16 protein-coding genes, 4 tRNA genes and 1 other RNA gene are annotated in these 23,689 nt (G+C 71.3%); 13 read left to right on the top strand and 8 right to left on the bottom strand.

The features are described 5' to 3' along the window. The first annotated feature begins 309 nt into the window (after window positions 1-309). The 8 genes from OG568_RS27340 (at window position 310) to OG568_RS27305 (ending at window position 5,148) form a co-directional block, all read left to right on the top strand. Entirely contained in the window at window positions 310-627 is a 318-nt protein-coding gene (locus OG568_RS27340) for a histone-like nucleoid-structuring protein Lsr2 (protein WP_266583655.1), read from the top strand. A 214-nt stretch (window positions 628-841) separates the two neighbouring features. Further along, window positions 842-913 (top strand) — tRNA-Gly (locus OG568_RS27335). 79 nt (window positions 914-992) lie between these two features. After that, window positions 993-1,068, top strand: a tRNA-Gly gene (locus OG568_RS27330). A 130-nt stretch (window positions 1,069-1,198) separates the two neighbouring features. Further along, the gene (locus tag OG568_RS27325; RefSeq protein ID WP_329533462.1) at window positions 1,199-2,230 is read left to right on the top strand and encodes an ABC transporter ATP-binding protein; all 1,032 of its coding nucleotides are present in this window, start codon (window positions 1,199-1,201) and stop codon (window positions 2,228-2,230) included. Beyond that, window positions 2,227-3,057: an ABC transporter permease gene (locus OG568_RS27320; protein WP_329533461.1), complete on the top strand. Its 831-nt coding sequence runs from the start codon at window positions 2,227-2,229 to the stop codon at window positions 3,055-3,057. The genes OG568_RS27325 and OG568_RS27320 overlap by 4 nt, the downstream gene beginning before the upstream one ends. A gap of 20 nt (window positions 3,058-3,077) precedes the next feature. Continuing rightward, on the top strand, window positions 3,078-4,400 hold the full coding sequence (locus tag OG568_RS27315; protein WP_329533460.1) for a histidine kinase: 1,323 nt from the start codon (window positions 3,078-3,080) through the stop codon (window positions 4,398-4,400). Further along, window positions 4,397-5,053 carry a response regulator transcription factor gene (locus OG568_RS27310; RefSeq protein ID WP_329533459.1) on the top strand — a complete coding sequence of 219 codons (657 nt, stop codon included), beginning with the start codon at window positions 4,397-4,399 and terminating at the stop codon, window positions 5,051-5,053. The genes OG568_RS27315 and OG568_RS27310 overlap by 4 nt, the downstream gene beginning before the upstream one ends. Window positions 5,054-5,075: 22 nt before the next feature. Continuing rightward, a tRNA-Gly gene (locus tag OG568_RS27305) sits at window positions 5,076-5,148 on the top strand. A 61-nt stretch (window positions 5,149-5,209) separates the two neighbouring features. Here the strand turns inward: OG568_RS27305 and OG568_RS27300 are convergent. The 6 genes from OG568_RS27300 to ffs all read right to left on the bottom strand — a co-directional run bounded on the left by OG568_RS27300 (window position 5,210) and on the right by ffs (window position 14,056). After that, window positions 5,210-6,109: a phosphoribosylaminoimidazolesuccinocarboxamide synthase gene (locus tag OG568_RS27300; protein ID WP_266432955.1), complete on the bottom strand. Its 900-nt coding sequence runs from the start codon at window positions 6,107-6,109 to the stop codon at window positions 5,210-5,212. A gap of 109 nt (window positions 6,110-6,218) precedes the next feature. Next, window positions 6,219-7,754 (bottom strand): N,N-dimethylformamidase beta subunit family domain-containing protein, encoded by a 1,536-nt coding sequence (locus OG568_RS27295; RefSeq protein WP_329533458.1) that lies wholly within the window; start codon window positions 7,752-7,754, stop codon window positions 6,219-6,221. A 185-nt stretch (window positions 7,755-7,939) separates the two neighbouring features. Next, window positions 7,940-9,787: a hypothetical protein gene (locus tag OG568_RS27290; RefSeq protein ID WP_329536471.1), complete on the bottom strand. Its 1,848-nt coding sequence runs from the start codon at window positions 9,785-9,787 to the stop codon at window positions 7,940-7,942. 331 nt (window positions 9,788-10,118) lie between these two features. Then, window positions 10,119-11,396 (bottom strand): phosphoribosylamine--glycine ligase, encoded by a 1,278-nt coding sequence (gene purD, locus OG568_RS27285; protein ID WP_329533457.1) that lies wholly within the window; start codon window positions 11,394-11,396, stop codon window positions 10,119-10,121. A gap of 167 nt (window positions 11,397-11,563) precedes the next feature. Then, the gene (locus tag OG568_RS27280; protein WP_329533456.1) at window positions 11,564-13,861 is read right to left on the bottom strand and encodes a DNA polymerase III subunit gamma and tau; all 2,298 of its coding nucleotides are present in this window, start codon (window positions 13,859-13,861) and stop codon (window positions 11,564-11,566) included. Window positions 13,862-13,957: 96 nt separating this feature from the next. Beyond that, window positions 13,958-14,056, bottom strand: an RNA gene (gene ffs / locus OG568_RS27275) — signal recognition particle sRNA small type. A 71-nt stretch (window positions 14,057-14,127) separates the two neighbouring features. Between ffs and OG568_RS27270 the strand changes: the two genes are divergently transcribed. From OG568_RS27270 to OG568_RS27260, 3 genes are all read left to right on the top strand, one after another. After that, window positions 14,128-14,215, top strand: a tRNA-Ser gene (locus tag OG568_RS27270). Between the two features lie 251 nt (window positions 14,216-14,466). Further along, window positions 14,467-16,920: a helicase C-terminal domain-containing protein gene (locus tag OG568_RS27265; RefSeq protein WP_329533455.1), complete on the top strand. Its 2,454-nt coding sequence runs from the start codon at window positions 14,467-14,469 to the stop codon at window positions 16,918-16,920. A 77-nt stretch (window positions 16,921-16,997) separates the two neighbouring features. Further along, on the top strand, window positions 16,998-18,419 hold the full coding sequence (locus OG568_RS27260; RefSeq protein ID WP_329533454.1) for an ATP-binding protein: 1,422 nt from the start codon (window positions 16,998-17,000) through the stop codon (window positions 18,417-18,419). 32 nt (window positions 18,420-18,451) lie between these two features. Here the strand turns inward: OG568_RS27260 and OG568_RS27255 are convergent, their stop codons facing one another. Next, window positions 18,452-19,834 (bottom strand): hypothetical protein, encoded by a 1,383-nt coding sequence (locus OG568_RS27255; RefSeq protein WP_329533453.1) that lies wholly within the window; start codon window positions 19,832-19,834, stop codon window positions 18,452-18,454. Window positions 19,835-20,282: 448 nt separating this feature from the next. On the opposite strand from OG568_RS27255, the gene OG568_RS27250 reads away from it, so the two are divergent. Together OG568_RS27250 and OG568_RS27245 are read left to right on the top strand one after the other, a co-directional pair. Next, on the top strand, window positions 20,283-21,680 hold the full coding sequence (locus OG568_RS27250) for an alpha/beta hydrolase-fold protein (RefSeq protein ID WP_329533452.1): 1,398 nt from the start codon (window positions 20,283-20,285) through the stop codon (window positions 21,678-21,680). A gap of 472 nt (window positions 21,681-22,152) precedes the next feature. After that, window positions 22,153-22,578 carry a GtrA family protein gene (locus OG568_RS27245; RefSeq protein ID WP_329536470.1) on the top strand — a complete coding sequence of 142 codons (426 nt, stop codon included), beginning with the start codon at window positions 22,153-22,155 and terminating at the stop codon, window positions 22,576-22,578. 30 nt (window positions 22,579-22,608) lie between these two features. Here OG568_RS27245 and OG568_RS27240 read toward each other — a convergent pair whose 3' ends face one another. Then, complete coding sequence (locus tag OG568_RS27240; protein WP_329533451.1) at window positions 22,609-23,592, bottom strand: SMP-30/gluconolactonase/LRE family protein; 984 nt, start codon at window positions 23,590-23,592, stop codon at window positions 22,609-22,611. Between the last annotated feature and the right edge of the window lie 97 nt (window positions 23,593-23,689).

The following is a 23,689-nucleotide window of genomic DNA, read 5'->3' as shown; positions in this document are numbered from 1 at the left end:
AATTTCTACTCGCGTAGATTCGTAGAATCCTACGTGAGCCCGATCACGATCGCGCATCGACGCGGGGGCTGGCGCGGAAAATCCTGGGAAAAATCGCAGAAGACCGGTGGGACCCCATTACCTTCGGACACGCGGAAGGTTTTAGTCGGGCTTCACAATGCAATGCCCGGCACTGTACAAAGGAATTGGCAATAGCCGATACTTTGCCCAATAACAGCCGGACAGTCGGCATCTCCCCGACAACTCCGTGGCGTCCAGGCACGTCATGGGGTGTGATCGCAGAGGTGCCGCACGAAGGGACCGATATTCGTGGCGCAGCGTGTCGTGGTCACTCTCTTTGACGACATCGACGGCTCGGAAGCGGCGGAAACGATCGCCTTCGGACTCGACGGCAAGTCGTACGAGATCGACCTCAATCCAGCCAATGCCAAGAAACTGCGTAAGGCTCTCGCGCCGTTCGTCGAGGCCGGCCGCAAGCAGGCGAGGTCCGGGAAGGCCTACACGCACACCGCGTTGACCCCCGACCCCGCCGCGGTCCGCGCCTGGGCCCGTTCCAACAAGCTGGACGTGCCGCCGCGCGGACGCATCCCCAAGAAGGTCTACGAGGCGTTCGCCGAAGCGCACTGAGGGGGCGCGCCGCAGGGGTGCGCCGGATGCGCTGAAGGACCGCGCCTCAGGAGCGCACCGAATCCGAGGGTCCACCGGACGGCCCGTCGGGGCCTCGCCCCGGCCGGCCATCCGCCCCCACGCACAACCGACTTGCGCTGACCCCCCGCTGATCAGCTAGAGTCTGGAGCACGCCGAGGGGCAAGGCCGAAAAAGCCGGATCCCGAGGAGTCACGCGGGTGTAGTTCAGTAGCAGAACATCCCCCTTCCAGGGGGAAGGCGCAGTGTGCAATTCCTGTCACCCGCTCTGCATCCCTTACCGACCACTCTTGTGGATCAGGTAGGGTGGTGCTCGCGCCGATCGGTGAGAGCCGGTCGGAGGCAATGCGGACGTAGCTCAGTTGGTAGAGCGCAACCTTGCCAAGGTTGAGGTCGCGAGTTCGAGCCTCGTCGTCCGCTCCAGGAAGCAAAGACCCCGGTCATCGACCGGGGTCTTTCTCGTGTTCGCGTACGAGCGTCCTCTGACATTTGTCATGCGGAGTGATGACACCGCGCACTGCTGCGGGATCCCGCCCGCGGGGACGCTGATTTCATGAACACGAACGAGCAGGATGACGTGATCGAAGTCACCGAGCTGCGGCGCGTGTACGGGGGAGACCGGCGAGCCCGCGGAGATTTCGAGGCCGTCCGCGGAATCACCTTCTCCGTGGGCCGCGGTGAGCTCTTCGCGCTGCTGGGGACGAACGGCGCGGGCAAGACCTCCACCGTCGAACTGCTGGAGGGCCTCGCCCCTCCGGCCGGCGGCCGGGTGCGGGTCCTCGGACACGATCCGTACGAGGAGCGCGCGGCCGTCCGGCCCCGGATCGGCGTGATGCTGCAGGAGGGCGGCTTCCCCTCCGAGCTGACGGTCGCCGAGACCGTACGGATGTGGGCGGGCTGCACGAGCGGAGCGCGGCCGACCGTCCAGGCCCTGGAGATGGTCGGGCTCACCCGGCGGTCCGGGGTACGGGTGAAACAGCTGTCCGGAGGCGAGAAGCGCCGCCTGGACCTGGCCCTCGCGCTCCTCGGCCGCCCCGAGGTCCTCTTCCTCGACGAGCCGACGACCGGCCTGGACGCCGAAGGGCGCCGGGACACCTGGGAATTGGTGCGCGAGCTGCGCGACGACGGTACGACCGTGGTGCTGACCACGCACTATCTGCACGAGGCGGAGGAGCTGGCCGACCGGCTCGCGATCCTCCACGAAGGGCATATCGCGGCCTCCGGCACCCCCGCCGACGTGACCGCGTCCTCGCCGTCCCGGATCTCCTTCGAACTGCCCGCCGGCTACTTCCTCGGAGACCTGCCCCCGCTCGCCGGACTCGGCGTGACCGATCACGAGACGGCGGGCCGTACCGTCAGGCTGCGCACCAACGAGCTCCAGCGCACCACCACCGCGCTGCTGGTGTGGGCCCAGGAGAAACACATCGAGCTGCGGGGGCTCGATGTGCGGTCGGCCTCATTGGAGGAGGCGTTCCTGCGGATAGCGCGGGACGCGGCGGACCGGAACGTGGCGGGACGGAACGTGGCGGACGGGGTCACGGCGGGCCGGGGCACGGGTGTGCGGGAGCGGGGGACGGCGGCATGAGCGCGACAACTCCGGTGAGCGGGGAAACGGGTACGGACACAGGTGCGGGTAGGGGTACGGGTACGACGACCGCCGCAGGACGATCGGCCGCCCTGGCGCGCGCCGAACTGACCCTGCTGGGCCGCTCGAAGGCGACCCTCGCCGCCGCCGTGTTCGTGCCGCTGACCTTGCCGTTCAGCCTTCGCTCGACAGTCGACCAGATGGACCTGAAAGGCACCGGGCTCTCGGTCGGCTCGGTCGTCCTGCCCTCCTCCGTCGGCTTGTCGCTCCTCTTCGCGGTCTACAGCTCGCTGGTAAGTGTGTACGCGGCCCGACGCGAGGAGCTCGTACTCAAACGGCTGCGCACCGGGGAGCTGCGGGACGCGGAGATCCTCGCGGGTGCGGCCCTGCCCTCGGTCGCGATCGGCCTGGCGCAGTGCCTGGTCCTGACGGTCGCGTGCGCCGCCCTGCTGGACGTCGGGGCGCCCCCGGCACCCCATCTCGCCGTCCTCGGACTGCTCCTGGGCCTGGCGATGTGGCCCCTGCTCGCGGCGATCACCGCGAACTTCAGCAAGAGCGTGGAGGGCGCCCAGGTCGCCGCCATGCCGCTGATACTGGTGTCGCTGCTCGGCTCCGGCACCTTCTTCCCCCTCCAGCTCATGCCGGACCGGCTGGCCTCGGCCTGCGAGCTGCTGCCCCTGACCCCGGTGGTCACGCTGATACGCGGCGGCTGGACCGGCGACCTCTCCGCGCACGACACCCTGGGCGCCCTCGGGACGGCGGTGGCCTGGATCGTACTCGCCGTGTTTGCTGTACGGCAGTGGTTCCACTGGGAGCCGCGGCGTTGACCAGGGACTTGGCGGTGGGCATGAGCGGGCGCGATGGCTGGTGGCGCGGCAAGAGCACGCCGGCGAAGATCGAGACGTACACGCGGTGGTCGTTCCACACCTTCCCGTTCATCGAGGTCGCCACCTTCGCGCTGCCGGCCTTCGGATACGTGCCCGCCCCGGCGAACTGGATCCTGCTCCTGCTGGTGAGCGCACACGCCGCGCTCGGCGCGGTGACCGCCTCGCTGACCCTGGACTGGACCCGTGGCCGCCGCCCCCGGCCCGTACGGCTGCTCTGGGCGCTGGGCACCGCGACCGTGGTGATCGCCGTCGTGAGCCTGCTGGTCGCGTTGCACGGCCCGCGCGGCGCGGACAACGGGGCGGCGGCGGGCACGGTGTTCGTCGGCGTCCTGTCGTTCGGGGTCGGCACCCTGGCGCTCGCGGTGCGTGAGGCACGGCGCATGGCGTACGCGGTGCTCGGCACCGCCCTGGGCGCCTGCGCCGTGGCCGTCCCGGCGGGTGTCCCGGCGCCCAGTGCCGTCGTCACCGCCGGTGCGGTCGTACTCGCCGCGGGTTTCTTCACCTTCACCTCCGCCTTCTCCGTCTGGCTGCTCAACGCCGTCTACGAACTCGACGAGGCCCGCGAGACCCGGGCCCGGCTCGCCGTCGCCGAGGAGCGGCTGCGCTTCGGGCGCGATCTGCACGACGTGATGGGCCGCAACCTGGCGGTGGTCGCGCTGAAGAGCGAGCTCGCCGTGCAACTGGCCCGGCGCGGACGGCCGGAGGCCGTGGAGCAGATGGTCGAGGTCCAGCGGATAGCGCGGGAGACCCAGCGGGAGGTCCGCGAGGTCGTACGCGGCTACCGCGAGGCCGATCTGCGCACCGAACTCGCGGGCGCGCAGGGCGTGTTGACGGCCGCCGGTATCGACTGCGAGGTCAGCGGCCCGGTGCCCGGACTGCCCACGGAGATCCAGTCCGCACTCGGCTGGGTCGTGCGGGAGGCGACGACGAACGTGCTGCGGCACGGGGACGCCGGAAGGTGCGCGGTGTCCCTGCGGGTGGCGGAGGGCCGGGTGACCCTCACCGTCGAGAACGACGGAGCGCCCGGTCCCGGTACCAAAACCGGTGCCGGTACCAGGCCTGGTGCCGCCGAGCCGGGACGGGGGTCCGGGCTCGCCGGGCTGCGGGAGCGGCTCGGGGAGGTGGACGGGGTGCTGCGGGCCGGGCCGGCCGGGGGTGACCTGTTCCGCCTGACCGCCGAGGTACCGCTGCCCCCCGACTCGATCCCGGAACAGGCTCCGGCCCCGGAACCGGGTGGGTCGCCCCGACCCGTCCCCCACCCTGTGAGCGAGGTCACTTCATGACGCCCACCCCACCCACCTCATCCGTCCCACCCGTCCCAACCGCACCGCCCGTACGGCTGTTGCTCGCCGACGACGAGCACCTCATCCGGGGTGCGCTCGCCGCGCTGCTGGGGCTGGAGGACGACCTCGTGGTGGTCGCCGAGGCGGCGACCGGGCCCGAGGCACTGGCGATGGCGCTGGCGCACGAACCCGATGTCGCCGTCCTGGATCTGCAGATGCCGGGAGCGGACGGTGTGAGCGTGGCCACATCGCTGCGGGCCGAACTGCCCGGCTGCCAGGTGCTGATCGTGACGAGCCATGGGCGGCCGGGGCATCTGAAGCGAGCGCTCGCGGCAGGTGTGCGCGGGTTCGTCCCGAAGACGGTCAGCGCGCGGCGGCTCGCGGAGGTCATTCGTACGGTGCATGCGGGAAACCGTTATGTGGACCCGGAATTGGCCGCGGACGCGATCTCCGCCGGGGACTCGCCGCTGACCGCGCGCGAGGCCGAGGTGCTCGAGTTCGCCGCCGACGGGGCGCCCGTCGCGGAGATCGCGGTGCGGGCGGCACTGTCCCAGGGGACGGTACGCAACTATCTTTCGTCGGCCGTCTCGAAGCTCGGGGCGGAGAACCGTCACGCGGCGGTGCGTCTCGCACGGGAGCGAGGTTGGGTATAGTTGGTCTCGCACCACAGCGCATGCGGACGTAGCTCAGTTGGTAGAGCGCAACCTTGCCAAGGTTGAGGTCGCCAGTTCGAACCTGGTCGTCCGCTCAGAGAAAGAAGCCCCCGGCCCTTCAGGGTCGGGGGCTTCTTTGTGTGCTTCTTCGCGTCCTCAGCTCCAGCTGGTGCCGGTCAGGCGCTCGTACGCCTCGATGTACTTGGCGCTGGTCGCGTCCACGACGTGCTGCGGCAGCGGCGGCGGGGGCTGCTCGCTCTTCCGGTCCCAGCCCGACTCGGGAGAGGTCAGCCAGTCGCGCACGAACTGCTTGTCGAAGGAGGGCTGGGCGTGGCCCGGCTCCCATACGTCGGCGGGCCAGAAGCGGGAGGAGTCCGGGGTCAGCACCTCGTCGGCGAGGACGAGCGTCTCGCCCTCGTAGCCGAACTCGAACTTGGTGTCCGCGAGGATGATCCCGCGCTCGCGGGCGATGTCACGGGCGCGGCCGTAGACGGCGAGGGTCGCCTGGCGCAGCTGGGCCGCGGTGTCGGCGCCGACCTGGCGGGCGACCTCCTCGTACGACACGTTCTCGTCGTGCTCGCCGACCGCCGCCTTGGTGGCGGGGGTGAAGATCGGCGCGGGAAGTTCCGAACCGTCGGCGAGGCCCTCGGGAAGGGCGAGGCCGCAGACCGTGCGGGACTCGTCGTACTCGACGAGGCCCGAGCCGGTGAGGTAGCCGCGCGCGACGCACTCGACCGGCACCATCCGCAGGGACTTGCAGATCAGCGTGCGGCCCTCCCAGTCGGCGGGGGCGCCCGGCGGGAGCTCGGTGCTCAGCACATGGTTGGGGACCAGGTCGGCGAGCTTGTCGAACCACCACAGCGAGAGCTGGGTGAGGACCCGGCCCTTGTCGGGGATCTCGGTGGGCAGCACCCAGTCGTAGGCGGAGATGCGGTCACTGGCGATCATCACGAGGTCGCCCGCCTCGTTCTGGTACAGGTCGCGCACCTTGCCGGTGTGCAGATGCACCAGACCCGGGACCTGGAGGGGCTCGGGCTTTTCGACGAATCCGGACACGGTTCCTCCCCGTGGTTTTGTTCAAGTGGCTCGATTCTCCCGTATTCGGGAAGTGTCTTTGGCCAGGGGGTGGGCGGGGGCCCGTGGTGGTCGTGCGGGGTGCGCGCTCTCAGTCGCGTTTGCAGATGCGGTCGAGGAGGTTCGCGGTGGCTCGCTGGATACGGGTGTCGACGTGGCCGGGACGGTCCAGGGCCGGGGACCACGCGAACGTCCCGGCCGCGAAGACCAGGGCGCCGGAGGGGGCCCGGTAGAGGGAGGTCTCCTGGTGGCGGGTGGCGCCCTCGCTGTCCTGGTACGGGGAGTGGGCGAGGAGGATGCGGCCCTGGTGCTCGGGCAGCGGGGTGCGCGGGAAGTAGCGGTCGGCCTCGCCCGCGACCATGCCGTCGAGTTCCTCGCCCTCGTGTGCGCCGGTCGCCTCCCACAGCCAGTGGTCGGCGTTGCGCACGACCAGAGGGTGGGGTTCCGGGACCCTGCCCGCGTACTGGATCCCGATGAGCTGCTGCTCGGGACGGTCGACCTCGCGCCACAGCGCGGGCCTTCCCGGGCCTCTGCGTTTGCGGCAGGTCAGCAGGCGGTCGGCGACACCGGACGGGGACGGGCCCAACTCCACCTGCCAGTACATGGTGTTGGCGGAGAGGAAGACCAGCGAGGTGCCGCTTTCGCGGGCCAGTTCCACGGTGCGGCGCATGGCCATCGACCAGTACTCGTCGTGGCCCGGGAAGACCAGGCCGCGGTACCGGGTGGGGTCGACGCGGCCGGCGTGCAGGTCGCGGGCGTCGGCGTAGGCGATGTCGTAGCCGTAGCGCTCGGCCCAGCGGATGAAGTCGTAGGCGTGGCCGACGTGGAGGGGAAGGCCCGCGCCGGCGTACGGACGGTCGAAGGAGACCGTCGTCGCGGCCTCGGACTCGCCCAGCAGCCGGCCGTTCTCGTCCCAGGCGTGGTAGAGGCTCGCGCCGGTGTGCCCGTCCTCCGGGTAGAGGTTGTACGCCTGCCAGGTGATGTCCGGGAGCAGGAGGAGGAGGTCCGCGGGGTGGTTGTCGCGGACGGTGAACGGGACGTGGGAGCGGTAGCCGTCGGCGGTGGTCAGTACGGCCACGTACGCGCCGATGTTCCAGTAGCTCGGGATCTGCAGGCGCCAGGAGAGCCACCAGTGGTGGCAAGAAACGGTTCTGTCAGCGGTGAGAGGTGGCGGCTGGACGATGCCGGACAGGCGGGGACTGGTGGTGATCTTGCTGGCCCCGTCGCCTCCGTAGTGCCCGATGCGGTAGATGTCGACGCTGAATTCCTGGGGCGGGTCGACGGTGACGTGGAAGTCGATGGCCTCGCCCGGCGCGGCCGCGCCGTTGGAGGCGAAGCCCTTGATCTGGCGGTGCACGTCGTCGGCGGAGCGGGGGCCGCCGGCGCGGGGATGGGGGATGGGGGCCTTGCGGGAGCCCTGGAGGGTGGCGGAGCCACGGGAGCCCGCGGCGGGACCGGCCTGGCCGGCGTGATCAATGTGGTCGATGTACCAGGGGACGACGTGGCCGGTGTCGTCGAAGTACTGCTCGTCGCCCCTGAGCCAGGGAACGGGACCCTGGCCGAAGGGGTCCGTCACGGCGTGCGCGAGTGCGCCCGACTCCCAGCGGCGGATCTGCTCCGACCCCATGCCTGCTCCCCTCCCTCGTGCCCCCGTCGGTGCTGTAAGCCTCTGCCCTGTGCGCGATCGGTCCCAGCACATCACATTACGCACGCACTCCGTCACCGTTCGTCGCGAATTGACGTGACCGGAACACTTCCCTCCGGATAGGAGGGCGGATACAGGTGCCCGGAGAAGGGACGGTGGTGGTGGCGTCAGACCAGGCGGACCGGTTTCTCGGGACGGACGCCCAGGTGCCGGAGCCAGTCCCGCAGAGGCACCGGGTCACCGTCCTCGACGAGCGTCAGGACCCGCGGCCCCAGATCGGCGGCCCGCGCCCCGCCTACGAGAAGGGCGGGCCCGTCGAGCCAGTCGAGCCCCGGCATCGCCCCCGCGGTGTCCATCGCCGCACAACAGACCATCGCGGTGACATGGTCGGCCAACAGCTCACGCCCACTGCGTGGCGGCTGAAGCGGGAAGAGCGGCAGCATCCCGTCGTCCCAGAACGACCAGTCGGGCCCCGGCTGCTCCGTTCCCCCGCCCGGCCCGGACACGACGGCCGGCGCCGCCGCCTCCTCACGGGCCAGCTCCGCGCTGAGTCCCGCGGCGAGCGCCGCGGTCCGCTCACTCCCGAGCACGAGTTCGCCATCCTCCCCGACCTCCTCCTCGACCTCGACCACCGCGTCGCCCGGGACCACGCCCGTGCCGCTCTCCTCGTACGCCCCGCGCCGATCGACGGAGACATCGGCGTCGGTCTCGGCGTCGGCCGTGGCGGGCGCGGTCAGATGGTCGAGCACGCGTGCCAGCGTCGGGCCGCCCTGGTCGGGCTGGGTCGGATCCGTGGGGTGGCGGACGCCCAGCGCGTCCAGCACCCGGTGCAGACGGGCCGCTTCGGTGCGCCAGGTGCGGTCGACCACCTCGTCCGGATACTCCTGCCAGTCCACCGGCGCCCAGTCGGGCCCGGGCTCCGCGGGCCCGCCGTGGAACAGGCGCGCGGCGAGCAGTGAGGCCGCCTCGTCCACCGAGCCGGGCTCCTCGAGCAGGTCGCAGGCGGGACGCTCGCCGAGGCGGGAGGCGAAGCCCTCGGCCAGCCGGTCACGGCGCGACAGCTCGGTGAGGGCCGCGACGACACCCGCGTCCAGCCGGGACGGCCAGCGGCCCATCCGCCAGGCGGGCAGCGCGACCCGGGTCAGCAGCCGGTCCCAGCCCGCGTACGCCAGGCCGACCTGTTCCTGGGCGACGATCCGCAGACCGTAGTCCACAGCCTGTGCACGCTCGGCGGCCGCGGCGGCCACGCCCCGTTCCATCTCGGCCGCATGGCCTCGACAGCTGCGCAGCAGCAGGCGGGTCACCCAGCCGACACCGGCGAGGACCGTGCGGACCAGGGGGCCGCGGGTGGGCTCGGAGGTCACGGCCACGGCCGCGTCCAGACCCCGTACGAAACGGCGTGCCGCGGCTATGTCGGGGTGCGCCGAAGGGCCCGTACCGGCGACGACGGGGGCGAGGACCGCGCGCAGTTCCCCGACCCGCATCCACCACAGAAAGGGCGAGCCGATGACAAGGACGGGAGCCGCGGGGGCTCGGCGAGGGCGCCCGGCCCCGCCTCGTCCCCCTCGTACGCCCGCTATTTCGTCGCGGTGCTCGGGGGGTGGCGGGCCGTGCGCCGGGTGGGTGCGGTCCTCCAGCCAGCTGTCGCAGTCCGGGGTCAGTGCTATCGCCGAGGGCGGTGGGACGTCGAGGCGGTCGGCCAGGTCCCGGACCAGGCGGTAGAGGTCCGGCGCGGACGCCTCCGCGATCGGGACCGTGGGGCTCACGGCGGGCCGCGCGCGGGCGACGACGAGCGCGATGCCCGCGGCGGCGAGCAGCACGAGGACGGCGAGGACCGTCACGATCGAGCGAGTGACGGGCCAGCCTCCGCCGGTGATGTGCCCGGTCGAGCCGCCGACGAGCAGCACGACGGCGACGGCCGCGGGCAGCAGGGCGACGGCCAGCGCCCTGCTGCGGATACGCAGCACGGCGAGCGCCCGGGAGCGCGCGGCCTGCGCGCCCACCTCCACACCCATACCGGTCACGACCGGATGTCACCCCCTGCTGTCGGCCCGGCCCGGGCTGTCTCGCAGCCCGCGCCGAAGGATGCCCTGGTGTTGCTCACTCCCCCACTGTGGCACCCACCACCGACATCGCAATGCCGGTGGGCCAAGTGCCGGAACGCTTTCGCCGCACCCTAGTTGGGGCCTCGGCCCCCGTCAGCCGGATGGGGCATCGCTCACTCGATGGAATGGCTTTGGGGAAAGGTGGATGACCGTGGGCAACGATCAGGCCCCGGATTCCGTACAGAATCCGGGGCCCATAGGTGTGTGCGGGGGTGAGGGGGCTACGCCTCCGTCAGGGGATCTACGCCTCGGTCGTGGCCTCGGTCGCGGCGTCCGTCGCCGCCTTCGCCGCGATGTCCGTACGGTGCTGCGAACCGTCGAGACGGACGCGGGAGACCGCCGCGTACGCGCGGGCGCGGGCCTCGGTGAGGTCGGTGCCGGTCGCCGTGACGGAGAGCACCCGGCCGCCCGCGCTGACGACCGCGTCGCCGTCGTGCTTCGTCCCGGCGTGCAGGACGTACGCGTGCGGGGCGTCCAGCGCCGCCACCTCGTCGAGCCCGGTGATCGGATCGCCGGTGCGCGGGGTGTCCGGGTAGTTGTACGAAGCCACGACCACGGTGACCGCCGCGTCGTCACTCCAGCGCAGCGGCGGCAGATCGGCGAGGGTGCCCTCCGCGGCGGCGAGCAGGACGCCCGCGAGCGGGGTCTTCAGCCGGGCCAGGACCACCTGGGTCTCCGGGTCGCCGAACCGGGCGTTGAACTCGATCACCCGTACACCGCGGCTCGTGATCGCCAGACCCGCGTAGAGAAGCCCGGAGAACGGGGTGCCGCGGCGGCGCAGCTCGTCGACGGTCGGCTGGAGGACGGTCTCCATGACCTCCTCGACCAGCTTCGGGTCCGCCCACGGGAGGGGCGAGTACGCGCCCATGCCGCCGGTGTTCGGGCCTTCGTCGCCGTCCAGCGCGCGCTTGAAGTCCTGGGCGGGCTGGAGCGGGACGACGGTCTCGCCGTCGGTGATCGCGAAGAGGGAGACCTCGGGACCGTCGAGGAACTCCTCGATGACGACGCGGTCGCAGGCGTTGGCGTGCGCGCGGGCCTTCTCGAGGTCGTCGGTCACGACGACGCCCTTGCCGGCCGCGAGTCCGTCGTCCTTCACGACGTACGGGGCGCCGAAGGCGTCGAGCGCCTCGTCGACCTCCTCGGGCGTCGTGCAGACGTACGAACGCGCTGTGGGGACGCCCGCTCCCGCCATCACGTCCTTGGCGAAGGCCTTGGAGCCTTCCAGCTGCGCGGCCTCCTCGGAGGGGCCGAAGCAGGGGATGCCCGCCGCGCGCACGGCGTCGGCGACCCCGGCGACAAGCGGCGCCTCCGGGCCCACGATCACCAGCTCGGCACCGAGCTCCGTGCCCAGCGCGGCCACGGCGGCGCCGTCGAGGGCGTCGACCGGGTGCAGCTGGGCCGTCCCCGCGATGCCTGCGTTCCCGGGGGCGCAGTGCAGGGCGGTGACGTCGGGGTCGAGGGACAGGGAACGGCACAGGGCGTGTTCACGGGCGCCACTACCGATGACGAGGACCTTCACGGGGTCAGCCTATCCGCCGGAGCCGGGTCCCTTTGTGGGGGCTTCCGAAGCGGGGGGTGCGAGGGGTTGGTGCGATCCTCCGAGAGGGGCCGGGTGTGTCCGAGGGCGGCGGGGTGCGAAGGGGCGCCGCCCGTCCCTTCCCGCACTCCCTTGTCGCACTCCCTTGTTCACTCGTTGGAGAACTCCTCCACCACCGTCGCCCCCAGTTCACGGACGATCAGGTCGTGGCCAGAGAGGGCGGACTCGTCGAGGTCGGGGTCGTCGTCCTCGGGGATGTCGTCCTCGGGGGCCACCGGAGGCGGCTCGTAGGCGGCGGGGGGTGGCGGGCCGGGCGTCGAGGCGGACGCGGACGAAGCCTGGCCCGCGGGCGGGCCCTGCTGCGCGGCGGGGCGCGGAGCAGGGGCCGGGGGCTGCTGGGGAGCGGGACGCGGGGCGGCCGGAGCTCCCCCGTAACCGCCACCACCACCGCTGCCGTAACCACCACCGCCACCGCCGCCACCGAACCCGGGACCGGAGGCCGGCATCGGTGGCGGTGCCGAGCCACCGGAGGTGTCGACGATCGCCTCGATCTTCCACTGCACGTTGAACTGTTCGGCCAGCGCCTGCTTCAGGACTTCCTCGCTGCCGCTGCTCGCGAAGTTGTCGCGGGCGCCGGCGTTGACGAAGCCGATCTGCAGGGTCGTGCCGTCGTAGCCGGTGACCTGCGCGTTCTGGCTGAGCAGGATCCAGGTGAAGCGGCGGCGGTTCTTCACCGCCTCCAGGATGTTCGGCCAGATCATGCGGGGGTCGACGCCGCCGGCGGCGGGGGCCGGCGCGGCGGCGGATGTGGCTACGGGACCGGGGCCGGGGCCGGGAGCCGATGTCGCCGGCGGAGCCGCGGGTGCGCCGGACGCGGCGGGGGCCTGTCCCCCGCCCGCGGGTGTCGCGGTCGGCCAGCCACCCGGACGCCGACCGCTGCCCGCGGCCGTCGCGGTGGGCCAGGCACCGGGCGCGGCTCCCGGCGGGGAAGCGGGCGGGGCCGAAGCGGCGGCCGGAGGAGCAGCGGGCGCGGCCGCGGCAGGCGCGGGAGCCGGTGCCGGGGCAGGGGCAGGGGCAGGGGCAGGGGCAGGGGCCGCCCCCGCACCCGGCGCCGCGGCAACCCCACCGACACCACCCGCACCATCCGTCGACCGCACAGCGGCCCGGGCCGCGGCGACACCTCCGCCCGGCGGAACCATCGCGGCGCCCGCGGCCTGCACCCCTCCATGCACCTCGGGACCGGGTACGTACCCCATGGTGGGGGCGCCCGCGCCGCCGCCGGAGAAGTTCACCCCGCGCTCGATCCGGTCCAGGCGGGCCATGACGGATCGCTCGTCCCCGTACGCCGCGGGCAGGAGCACGCGCGCGCAGATGAGCTCGAGCTGGAGTCGCGGCGAGGTGGCGCCGCGCATCTCCGTCAGCCCCTCGTTGACGAGGTCGGCGGCGCGGCTCAGCTCGGCGGCGCCGAAGACCCCGGCCTGGCCCTGCATGCGCTCCACGACGTCGGACGGGGCGTCGATGAGCCCTTTCTCGGCGGCGTCGGGAACGGCGGCCAGGATCACCAGATCGCGCAGCCGCTCCAGCAGGTCCGCGACGAATCTCCGGGGATCGTTGCCCCCCTCGATGACGCGGTCCACGATCTCGAAGGCCACGGCGCCGTCGCCCGCGGCGAACGCCTCGACCACGGAGTCGAGCAACGACGCGTCCGTGTACCCCAGCAGGGAGGTGGCCATGGCGTACGTCACACCGTCGGTGCTCGCCCCCGCGAGAAGCTGATCCATGACGGACATGGAGTCACGCACGGAGCCGGCGCCGGCCCGCACGACCAGCGGCAGCACCCCGTCCTCGACGGGAATGCCCTCATGCCCGCAGACCTCGCCCAGGTACCCCCGCAGGGTCCCCGGCGGCACGAGCCGGAACGGATAGTGGTGGGTCCGCGACCGAATCGTCCCGATGACCTTCTCGGGCTCGGTCGTGGCGAAGATGAACTTGAGGTGCTCGGGCGGCTCCTCGACCACCTTCAGCAGGGCGTTGAAGCCCGCCGGGGTGACCATGTGGGCCTCATCGATGATGTAGATCTTGTACCGACTGCTCGCCGGCCCGAAGAAGGCCTTTTCCCGCAGGTCACGAGCGTCGTCGACGCCACCGTGCGAGGCGGCGTCGATCTCGATGACGTCGATCGACCCCGGCCCGTTGCGCGCGAGGTCCCTGCAGGACTGGCACTCCCCGCAAGGAGTCGGCGTCGGCCCCTGCTCGCAGTTCAGACACCGGGCCAGAATCCGCGCACTGGTCGTCTTCCCGCACCCGCGCGGACCGCTGAACAGGTACGCGTGATTGACCCGGTTGTTCCGCAGCGCCTGCTGCAACGGGTCGGTGACATGCTCCTGCCCGATGACCTCGGCGAACGACTCCGGGCGATAACGGCGGTACAGCGCGAGAGACGACACACATACGAGGTTATAGGCGCCCACTGACAACAAGGACCGTTCACCGAGCACCCGGGCACCCCTGGCCCCCGGACCCCCGCCGCATCCCGCCCCGCAAACGCAAGCGCCCCCCACGCACCCGCCAGAGCCAACCTACCCTTGCTGCCTTCCGGCCCTGGGGGAGTTCAGTCAGATAGCGCCACGTGAGGGGCTCCGCACAGAGTACCCGATCCGGGAGGGGGGAACGAGTTCGCGAGCACTCCTCAACGTCTTGTATTGTTTGCCGCGGAGGATTCGCCTAGAGGCCTAGGGCGCACGCTTGGAAAGCGTGTTGGGGGCAACCCCTCACGAGTTCGAATCTCGTATCCTCCGCCAGTGCCTCACCGGGCACGACTCGAAGGGCCCCACCGTTCGCGGTGGGGCCCTTCGACGTTGTCCGTCTCGGTTTCCGCCCCGAGCCGGCCCGATGAAGCGCCGACGCCCACCGCGGGGTGACCTGTCTTCGTGTCACCAAGGGGTGACCTGTCTTGGTGCGGCACCCGCGGATCACGGGAATGCGCCATCCTTGGACCCGGCGCCGGACCGGCTCCGGCGCTCGCTCTCCGGTCTGACGAGGTGCACCCCACATGAATTCCCTGGCGGAGTGGCTGAGCAGCCTCGACGGCGCTCGCCTGGCGCGCGTGCTCATGGCACGGAAGGACGCCGTGGCCCCTCCGGAGCCGCGCTCGCTGGGGGAGTTGGCCGACCGTCTTCAACGCCAGGGGTCGGTGGCGCTGGCCCTGCCGCGGCTCACGCTCCCGCACCTGCAGGTGACCGAGGCGCTGGCGGCGCTCGGGGCATCCGCTTCCCGCGATGCCCTGGCGAAGCTGCTGGGGGCGGCGGACGACGAGACCACTCGCGAGCTCGACGCCGCGCTGGAGGTGCTGGCCGATCATGCTCTGGTCTGGCCGGACGACGCGGGGAAGCTCCGCATGGCCGCACCGCTGCGGCAGGCCTGGGACGCGCCTCTGGGACTCGACGCTCCGCTGGAAGAGCTGCTGACGGGCACGACGTCCGACGAACTGCGCCGCATGCTGGTGACACTGGGCGTCACGCCGCCCGGCACCAAGCCGCAGCGGCTGGCCACCCTGGTGGAACACCACAGCGACCCGGAGCAGATCGCCTCAGTGGTCGCGAAGGCCCCGGCGGCGGCCCGGAAGCTGCTCGAACGACGAGCGGGAGCCACGGCGAGGCAGCCTGAGTTCATCATGTTCGGGGTTCCCGGCGCCGGCCTGGAACCGGGCGCGCAATGGGCACTGGACCGTGGGCTCCTGGTCCAGGACCGTCACCGCTACGGGCCTGCCCGTATGCCTGCCGAGGTGGCGCTCGCGCTGCGCGGGCCCTGCTGGCGGGCCCCGTTCGAGCCCGTCCCTCCTTCCGCGCGGCTGGTGTCCGTCACCCCGGCGGAGGTGGATCGCGAAGCGTCAGCCGCGGCCACGGCCTTCGTGGCCCAAGCCGTCTCGGTCCTGTCGGCCTGCTCGGCGACCGCGCCGGCCCGGCTGAAGTCCGGCGGGATCGGTGCACGTGAACTGGCCCGGATCGGCAAGGCCGCCCAGGCCGACGACACCGTCGTACGCATCACCCTCGAGGCCGCGTACGCCGCCGGGCTGCTGGGCCGGGACGGCGATCACATGGCGTCCACCGACACTTACGACGCCTGGGCCGAACAGGAACCGTCGGAGCAGTTCGCCGTACTGCTTCAGGCATGGCGAAACCTGCCGCTCACCCCCACCCTGGCGCGCGACGAGGACAACAAGGCGCTCCCCGCCCTCGCCGGCGCACCGCCCTGCGACGGCTGCCTGGGGGCCCGCGACGGGCTGCTGGCCGCAGCCGCACGGCTCCCGGCAGGGCAGGGCGCGAGGGTCACCTCGGATCTGGGGCCGCTGATCGCCTGGCACCGTCCACTCGCCGACTCGCCGCCCCAGGACGGAACGCCGTTCGCCGCCGTGATCCGTGAGGCCGAGCTCGTCGGCGTACTCGCGCACGGTGCCCTGACCGCCCTCGGTATCAACCTGCGGGACGGCGACGCGGAGGGGCTGAGCATCGAGTGCGGACGGCTGCTGCCCCCGGCCATCTCGACGGCCCGGATCGGCGCCGACCTCACCGCCGTCGTCACGGGCACACCGTCCGCGCGGCTCGCCGCACTCCTGGACTCCGTCGCCGACCGGGAGACCAGCGGCACGGCGTCGGTGTGGCGGTTCAGCGCCGGCGGCATCCGCCGGGCTCTGGACACCGGCCGTGTCCCCGACGACATCACCGCCGACCTGACCGCTGTCGCCACCGGGCCCCTGCCACAGCCTCTGTCGTACCTGATCGCCGACACAGCGCGCGGCCACGGGCGCGTGCGCATCGCCCCCGCCGCCTGCGTCATCCACGGCGACGAGCCCGCGCTGCTGGCCGAACTCGCCGCCCACCGGGGGCTCGCCAAGCTCGGACTACGCCACCTGGCGCCGACGGTGCTGGTCAGCCGGAGCCCCCTCGACACGACCCTCGCCGCGCTCCGATCCCAGGGGTACGCCCCTGTCGCCGAGACGTCCGACGGCACGGTACGCATCGACAAGACCCGGCCTCGGCGGGCCACCACACCCGTTCCGGCCCCACGAGGCACCGGCGGAAAGGACAGGCGCCGGATCGCGGCCGGCCTCGCGGCGATGCCACCGGCCGCCGTCGACCCGACCGCCTTGGCGACCCGACTGCTGGCCGCCGCGCCGACTTCCCTCACTCTCGGCTTCGATCAAGCGGAGGGACCCCCATCGGAACCCGCGCCGTTCGACGGAGGAGGGCCCTTCGCCACGGACACCGAGGAGATCGTCGCGGGGTGGGCGAAGCGACTGCCGTACAGCGATGTCCGCCAGCTCGCCCACGCCATCGACACCGGTGAGGCCATCACCGTCGACTACGTCGCCACCTCGGGCAACCGGACCCTGCGCACCCTCAGCCGCCTCGTACTCGACCCGCCCTACCTCGAAGCCTGGTGTCACCTGCGGGACGCCGAGCGCGTCTTCACCCTCTCCCGCATCCACGGCGTCATGCCCGGGTGAGGCATGCCCGAATGAGGCTCAATGGTAACAATGGAGATAGTATCTCTCCCGATACTGTCTCCTACGGGGGTCTTCTCATGCGTCGTTTCGTCGGGCGGGACCGTGAGCTGAACGTGCTCCGCAACACCTTCCAGGCGGTTCACGACGCCGCCGGGTCGGCGAAACCGGGTCAGTGCGTCCTCATGCGTGGAAGGCGGCGGGTCGGCAAGTCCAGCCTCGTCGAGGAGTTCCTCCGGCGCACGCAGACGCCCCACCTCTTCTTCACCGCCGCGGGCGGCACGGCGGAGGACGAGCTGACGGAGCTGCTCGACGCCGTCGCCAGGTCCACCCTGCCGGAGCGGAGGCTGTTCTCGGAGGAGAGCCCGACGCAGTGGAACGCGGCGTTCAGGCTGCTTGCGGAGATCCTTCCCGACGACAGGCCGAGCGTGGTCGTCATCGACGAGGTGCCGTATCTCATGGACCGCGTCGACGCCTTCGAGGGCATGCTCCAGCGGGCCTGGGACCGCCTGCTCAGCCGCAAACCCGTACTCCTCCTCCTGGTCGGCTCCGACCTGTCGATGATGGAGGCGCTGGACAGCTACGACCGTCCCTTCCACCAGCGGGGCCGGGAAATGGTCGTGGGACCGCTGAACCCGGCCGACATCGGCGAGATGCTCGGGCTTGAACCGGCCGCCGCCTTCGATGCCGCCCTGGTCACGGGCGGTCTGCCGCTGATCTGTGCGGAGTGGCGGCCCGGAGCGGATGTCCGGGAGTTCCTCCGCGACTCGCTGGACAACCCGATCTCGGCGCTGCTGGTCTCCGCCGAGCGCTCACTGGCCGCGGAATTCCCACCCCAGGCGATGAGCAGGGAAGTCCTGCGAGCCATCGGAAGCGGGGAGCGAACCTTCACCAACATCGCGCGCGCCGCCGGCAACATCGCCCACACCACTCTCACCCGAGCCACGGATGTACTGACCGAGAAACGGGTGGTGGCAGCCGAACTTCCCCTCTCACTACGGCCGTCGAAGGAACGCCGCTACCGAGTGGCGGACCCTTATCTGCGGTTCTGGCTCGCGTTTCTGGATCCGCACATGGCGGAGATCGAGCGGATGCGGGGAGATCTCGCTCTGAGCCGGATCAAGGAGCGGTGGACGAGCTGGCGGGGCCGCGCGATCGAGCCCCTGGTCCGGGAGTCCCTCGCCCGTCTCCTGCCGGACGGGCTCCTGCCCGCCGCCCCGGCGATCGGCGGGTACTGGACCCGCAGCAACGACGTGGAGATCGACCTGGTGGGCGCCGACCGGGAGCCCGTGGCCAAGCGGTTGCTCTTCCTCGGCTCGGTCAAATGGCTGGAGAACGCCGCGTTCGACAGCCACGACCTGGCCGCACTGCAGAAGCACCGGGCGGCGATCACCGACGAGCCCGTACCGCTCGTGGCCGTCTCGCGGGGTGGGGTCGGCTGTTCCGGACTCCAGGCGGCATACGGTCCCGAGGAACTGCTCAGCGCCTGGCGCGGCGCGTGAGCAGGGGCTCGGCCTCCGCACCCCGGGCAGGTTCAGCCGCGTAGGGAGTGCAGCATGGCGCCGATCTTCGCCGCGACCGTCTCGGCCGAGCCCTGGGCGTACGACGAGTCCATCGCCTCGTAGGTGATCCGGGCGTAGCTCTGCGCCTCGGCCATGTTCTTCGAGCCGCCTTCGAGCATCGACATGACGGCGGTGTGCGGGAACGGCGAGTGCTTCTTGATGGCCAGCGCGGTGTCGGTGGACAGCTCCGGTTCCACCCCCACGAACGCGCCGTTGCCGAGCTGGAGGATCCAGATCGGTACGTCGGCCGTGCCGGTCGGGGTGAAGTCGTACGTCTTCGCCGGTCCCGTCGGATGTCCCATCGCCATCGTGTCGACCGTGACGGTGTCGGTGAGGAGGCGCATCGTCGAGCCCGAACCGCCGCCGGAGGTCTTGATGGTCTCGCTGACCCGGACGGCCTCGGTGCCCAGCCGCTCGCCCTGCACCGTGAGAAGCAGCCAGCCGGCGTCCTGGGCGTCGACCTGGGCCCACTTCTTGTCCTTGTCGATGGTGTACCGCTTCGACCTGAACGCCGGTGACTGGTCCCCGCAGGAGCCGACCAGGAAGAACCCGACGGCGTCGCCGTCGTACTGCTCCTCCACGTGCCGCACCGCCGCGCCCGCCAGGTCGGCCGTGATCGGCAGGTCGCCGCTTGTCATGACCGACTCCATCATGACCGAGGACTGGACGCTGTAGTTGATGAGGACGGCGATGGGGTTGCCGTCCAGGTCGTCGAGGCGGGTGACGCCCACGCTCTTGTCGGACGAGCCCGCCTCGCCGGTGCCGAGCCACCAGCCGTCGGCGGTGAGGACGTCCCGGTTGACGTTGACGTCGCAGGTGCCGGTGCCGAAGCCGACCCGCGCGGACCTGAGTCCCTTGACCGCCGCCGCGATCGCGGTCGCGGTGGCCTTCGTGATCTGCTGCACATACTGAGCCGCCGCCGTCGAACTGCTGGTCGCCTGCACGTGCGGGGCGGAGAACGTGTGCGTCACGGTCACCACGATGTCGGCCGTCGCCACGCCGGACGCCTTCGCGATGGTCGTCCTCATCGCGGCGATCGCCTCCGCACTGATCGACGTCAGGTCCAGCACGGCGAGAGCGACGCGGCGCGAGCCGTTCTCCAGCAGGAGGATCCGTACGTAGAGGTCGTCGTGGACCGTGGTGAAACCGTCGAGCGGCAGGAGTGAGGACGGGAAGTCGATCACGGCCCGGCCGGCCCCCGCCTTCAGTACCGCTCCGGCGCCCGCCGCCTGCGCCGCCGTGGCGCCCCCCAGGGACGTGGCCGTCACCGCCGCGGCGATGGAACCGTTGAGGAACGACCGCCGATGCAGCGCGCTGCCGAGCCGAGTGCTCTCGTTCTCATTCTTGGGAACCACAGCTTTCTCCCTCATATTCAAGAAGTCCTTGCCCGACCAGCGGAAGACGCCCGAAAAGCCGAAGGCGCCCGACAAACCGAAGACGTCCGTCAAATCGAAGCCGTCCGTTGAACCAAAGACGCCCGTTGCGACACGCGGTAAACAGCCAGGGTTCTGCGAATTTCGGCCATCGGTAAAGCGCGAGAACGCCCGGCACCAGGGCACATCCGCCGGGCCACCCAGGACCAGGCAGCCCTCCCGGCGCGTCAGGATCGTCACACCGGAAATCGAGGCCGTCAACAATTGCCGCGCGTTAGCTAAGATTGCACGCCGCGAATTCACGTACGCGACCAGGAAACCTCTGCGTAACCTGTGGAAAAAGAGCTGTCTTCTTGAACCGCTTCACAGCATGAGGCGAAACAGTGGCACCCAATAGCCCTGGCAATCACTCTCGAAGGAGCTCATCTTCATGGACAGGCGTACGTTCATGGCCGGATCCGCGACTGCGACAGCCGGCGCCCTGGCGGTGTTCGGCAGCGCGACCCCCGGCTCGGCCGACGCGGCGGACCCGACGGGCTCGGGGGGTGACCACGTGCGGAGCGTCACCGCCATCACGGAGGTCTTCGGCTCCGGGCAGAAACTCGTCGCGGTGGCCGTCGAGTACGACCGGGACATCGACGGCTCGACGCTGTCGACGTCGACGTTCGCGGTCACCGACCGCACCGTGACCAAGGTCTACGCGAACCGGACGGCCGGCCTCGCGCGGCGGGGCGAGGACGGCCGCTACGTCATCGTGGAGCTGTCGCCGGACGACACCGCGGCGGCCCTGTGGGTGACACAGCAGGGTCCCGGCACCCCTCCCGGCGGGGGGTCCGGCGACGGATCGGGCGACGGGTCCGGCGATACCGGTGGCGGGCCCGGGCAAGGGGGCCCGGTGGTCGGCGACACCACACCGGGAGGAACCATCGTCGCGGCGAAGGCCACACTGACCCAGACGGGCACCGTCACCACGACCCGCGGCACCCGCTACGCCCCGGACAGCACGGCGCGGTCCACCGACGCGGTGGTGAACCTGATCGTCGACGACTTCCGGCAGTTCTCGTTCAGCGACCCCGCGACCGGACAGACCCTGAAGTACAACCTGTTCGTCCCGAAGAACTACGACCGCCGCAAGAGCTACCCGATGGTGCTGTTCATGCACGACGCGAGCGTGGTCAACGTCGCGACGGAAGGCCCCCTGGTCCAGGGCCTCGGCGCCGTGTGCTGGGCGAGCCCGGAAGACCAGGCCCGGCACGAGTCCTTCGTCCTGGCGCCCGAATACGGCTCCGTGGTGATCGACGACACCTACGAGCCCTCGACGCTGTTCGAGGCCACCGCCAACCTCGTCGAGTCGGTGACGCGGCAGTACAGCATCGACCGGAACCGGCTCTACACGACCGGGCAGTCGATGGGCGCGATGATGTCGCTGGGCCTGAACATCAGGTACCCCGACCTCTTCGCGGCCGCGTTCATCGTCGCCGGCCAGTGGCCGGAGACTCAGGCCGCGCCGCTGGCCCAGAAGAAGCTGTGGATCCTCGTCTCCGCGGACGACACCAAGGCGTACCCCGGCGAGCAGGCCATCACCGAGGTCATCCAGGACCAGGGCACGCAGGTCAGCACCGCCCTGTGGGACGGCCGGTCCACGGCCGCGGACTTCGCCGCGGACGTCCGGAGCATGAAGGCACAGAGGACCCCGGTGAACTTCGCCGCCTTCGAGGCCGGCACCGTCGTGCCGTCCGGCTCCACCACCAGCGCGCACATGGCCACCTGGCAGGTCGCCTACACCATCCCCGGCATCCGGGACTGGATCATGCGTCAGTCCCTGTAAGCCCCGGCCCGCTCCCGGCGCCGTCCCCCCGACTTCCCCTTGTCCGGGTGGCGGCGCGTGCCGGGCGGGTCGCCGGTGGTTTTCCCCGGGGACGAGGGCTCTCCCCCGGGCCGGAGGTACAGCTGGCTACACCCCCGGTTCGGGAGCTCACCTCATCGTTCCGGCGCACGGACGACGGCATCGTTGAACCCGGTTGGTCCCAGAGGTTCACAGCCCCCGTCCGGAAGGAAACCCCATGAACGCGCTGCTCTCGTCGAAGCCGGAGCCGGAGACGGAGCCGGAGACGAAGACGCGGTACGTGGTGCGGAGTGCGGACCCGGCCGGGGCAGACGCCTACGACGCCCGCCGGATACCGGCGACCTCTGCGACCCCTGCGGCCTCTGCAACCCCCACCGTCCCCACAACTTCCGCGCCTCCGACGGCTCCCGGCCCGCTCGTCTCCTTCGCCCGGTTCGTCCTCTGCGGCGGCGGCATCGGCGTCCTCTCCAGCTTCGCCGTCCCCCTCCTCGCCGGGCCGATGCCCTGGGCGGTGGCCAACGCGATCATCACTGTCGCCTCGACCATCCTCTGCACCGAACTCCACGCCCGCTTCACCTTCGGAAGCGGACAGCACGCCGGATGGCGCCGGCACTGGCAGTCCGCAGGCTCCGCCGCGGCCGCCTACGCCGTCACCTCCGCCGCCATCCTCATCCTCCACACACTCCAGACCTCCCCCAGCGTGCTCACCGAACAGACCGTCTACCTCAGCGCCTCCGGCCTCGCCGGCATCGGCCGCTTCCTCCTCCTGCGCCTCTACGTCTTCGCCGGCGGAGGCAACCGCACCCGTACCCGCACCACCGAGCCGGTACGGGTGGACAGCCCGGCGCGCCGGCCGCAGCGGGCCCTGGCCTGGGCCTAGGGCCGGTCCGGGCCCCGTCGCGCCGGAGGGTCAGAGGGTGACCGCGACCGCGTTGAACGTCGTGTCCGGCGTCTGGGGACTGGTGAAGCGGGCGTTGACCAGGTAGAGGCGGTCGCCCCAGCGGGCGGCGGTGGTGGGGACGTCGAAGCGGGGGTCGGTGAGTGTGCCGCGCAGGGTGGCCGTGGTGGCCCCGGCGCCGAGTTCGAACACGCTGATGAGATTCAGGCGGTTCTGTACGACGTACAGCGTGCGCCCGATGCGGACGAGGCCGTCGCCGTTCACGACGTTGTCCGCGCCGGTCAGCGCGATCTCGGTGGCGTGTCCCGTCTTGAGGTCCACGTTGTAGAGCCGGCCGGGGGAGCTGCTGACGACGATCAGCCCGCGGCCGTCGGGGGTGCCGACGATGCCGTTGGCGTTGTTCACGTCGGGCGTCTGGATCCAGTCGCCGACGAGCGGCAGGGCGCGGATCCCGCCCGTGCGACGGCCGCGCGGTACGCCGTACAGGACGGCGTCGCGCGAGTCCGTGAACCAGGCGCGGTCGCCGAGCAGGATGACGTCGTTGATGAAGTGGCCGGTCGGGTCGGTCAGTTGGTGTGTGGTCACGAGCTCGCCGGTGCGGGCGTCGAGAACCCGTGCGACTCCGGTGCTTCCGGCTATGTAGAGCAGGCCGTCGTGGTCCAGCTTCATGCCGACCGACACCAGGCCGGTGCCGCCCTCGTGGATGACCCTGCCCTCGCCGGTGCGCAGATCGGTGCGGTAGACGGCGCCGTCGGCCCGCGAGCCCATGTAGGCGTACGGCTTGGCGCCGATGGTGATGCCCTCGGGGAGGAACCCGTCGGGGAGCGGGAACTCGGTCGGCCAGGAAGCGGCCCGGGGGGCGGCAAAGGCGGCGCTCGCCGCGCCGGTCCCGGTCGCCACCGCGAGCGCGGCCACGGCGGCACCGCCGAGAAGCGCGCGCCGCGAGGGGCGGTCAGGGGAGTGGACCTGGGGCCGGTGGTGGGGCTGGGCTGTCATGGTTCCGGGCCTCCATGCGAAGTGGGGTGGAAGTCTTCGGACTCAACAACTCGACGGGCGCAACGAGTTGACAGTCACTGGAGTTCCCCCGCACCCC

Source organism: Streptomyces sp. NBC_01450 (assembly GCF_036227505.1).
In the GTDB taxonomy this organism is placed as follows: Bacteria; Actinomycetota; Actinomycetes; order Streptomycetales; family Streptomycetaceae; genus Streptomyces.
The sequence above is the reverse complement of the archived record's forward strand: the minus strand, read 5'-3'. Positions and strand labels throughout refer to the sequence as shown.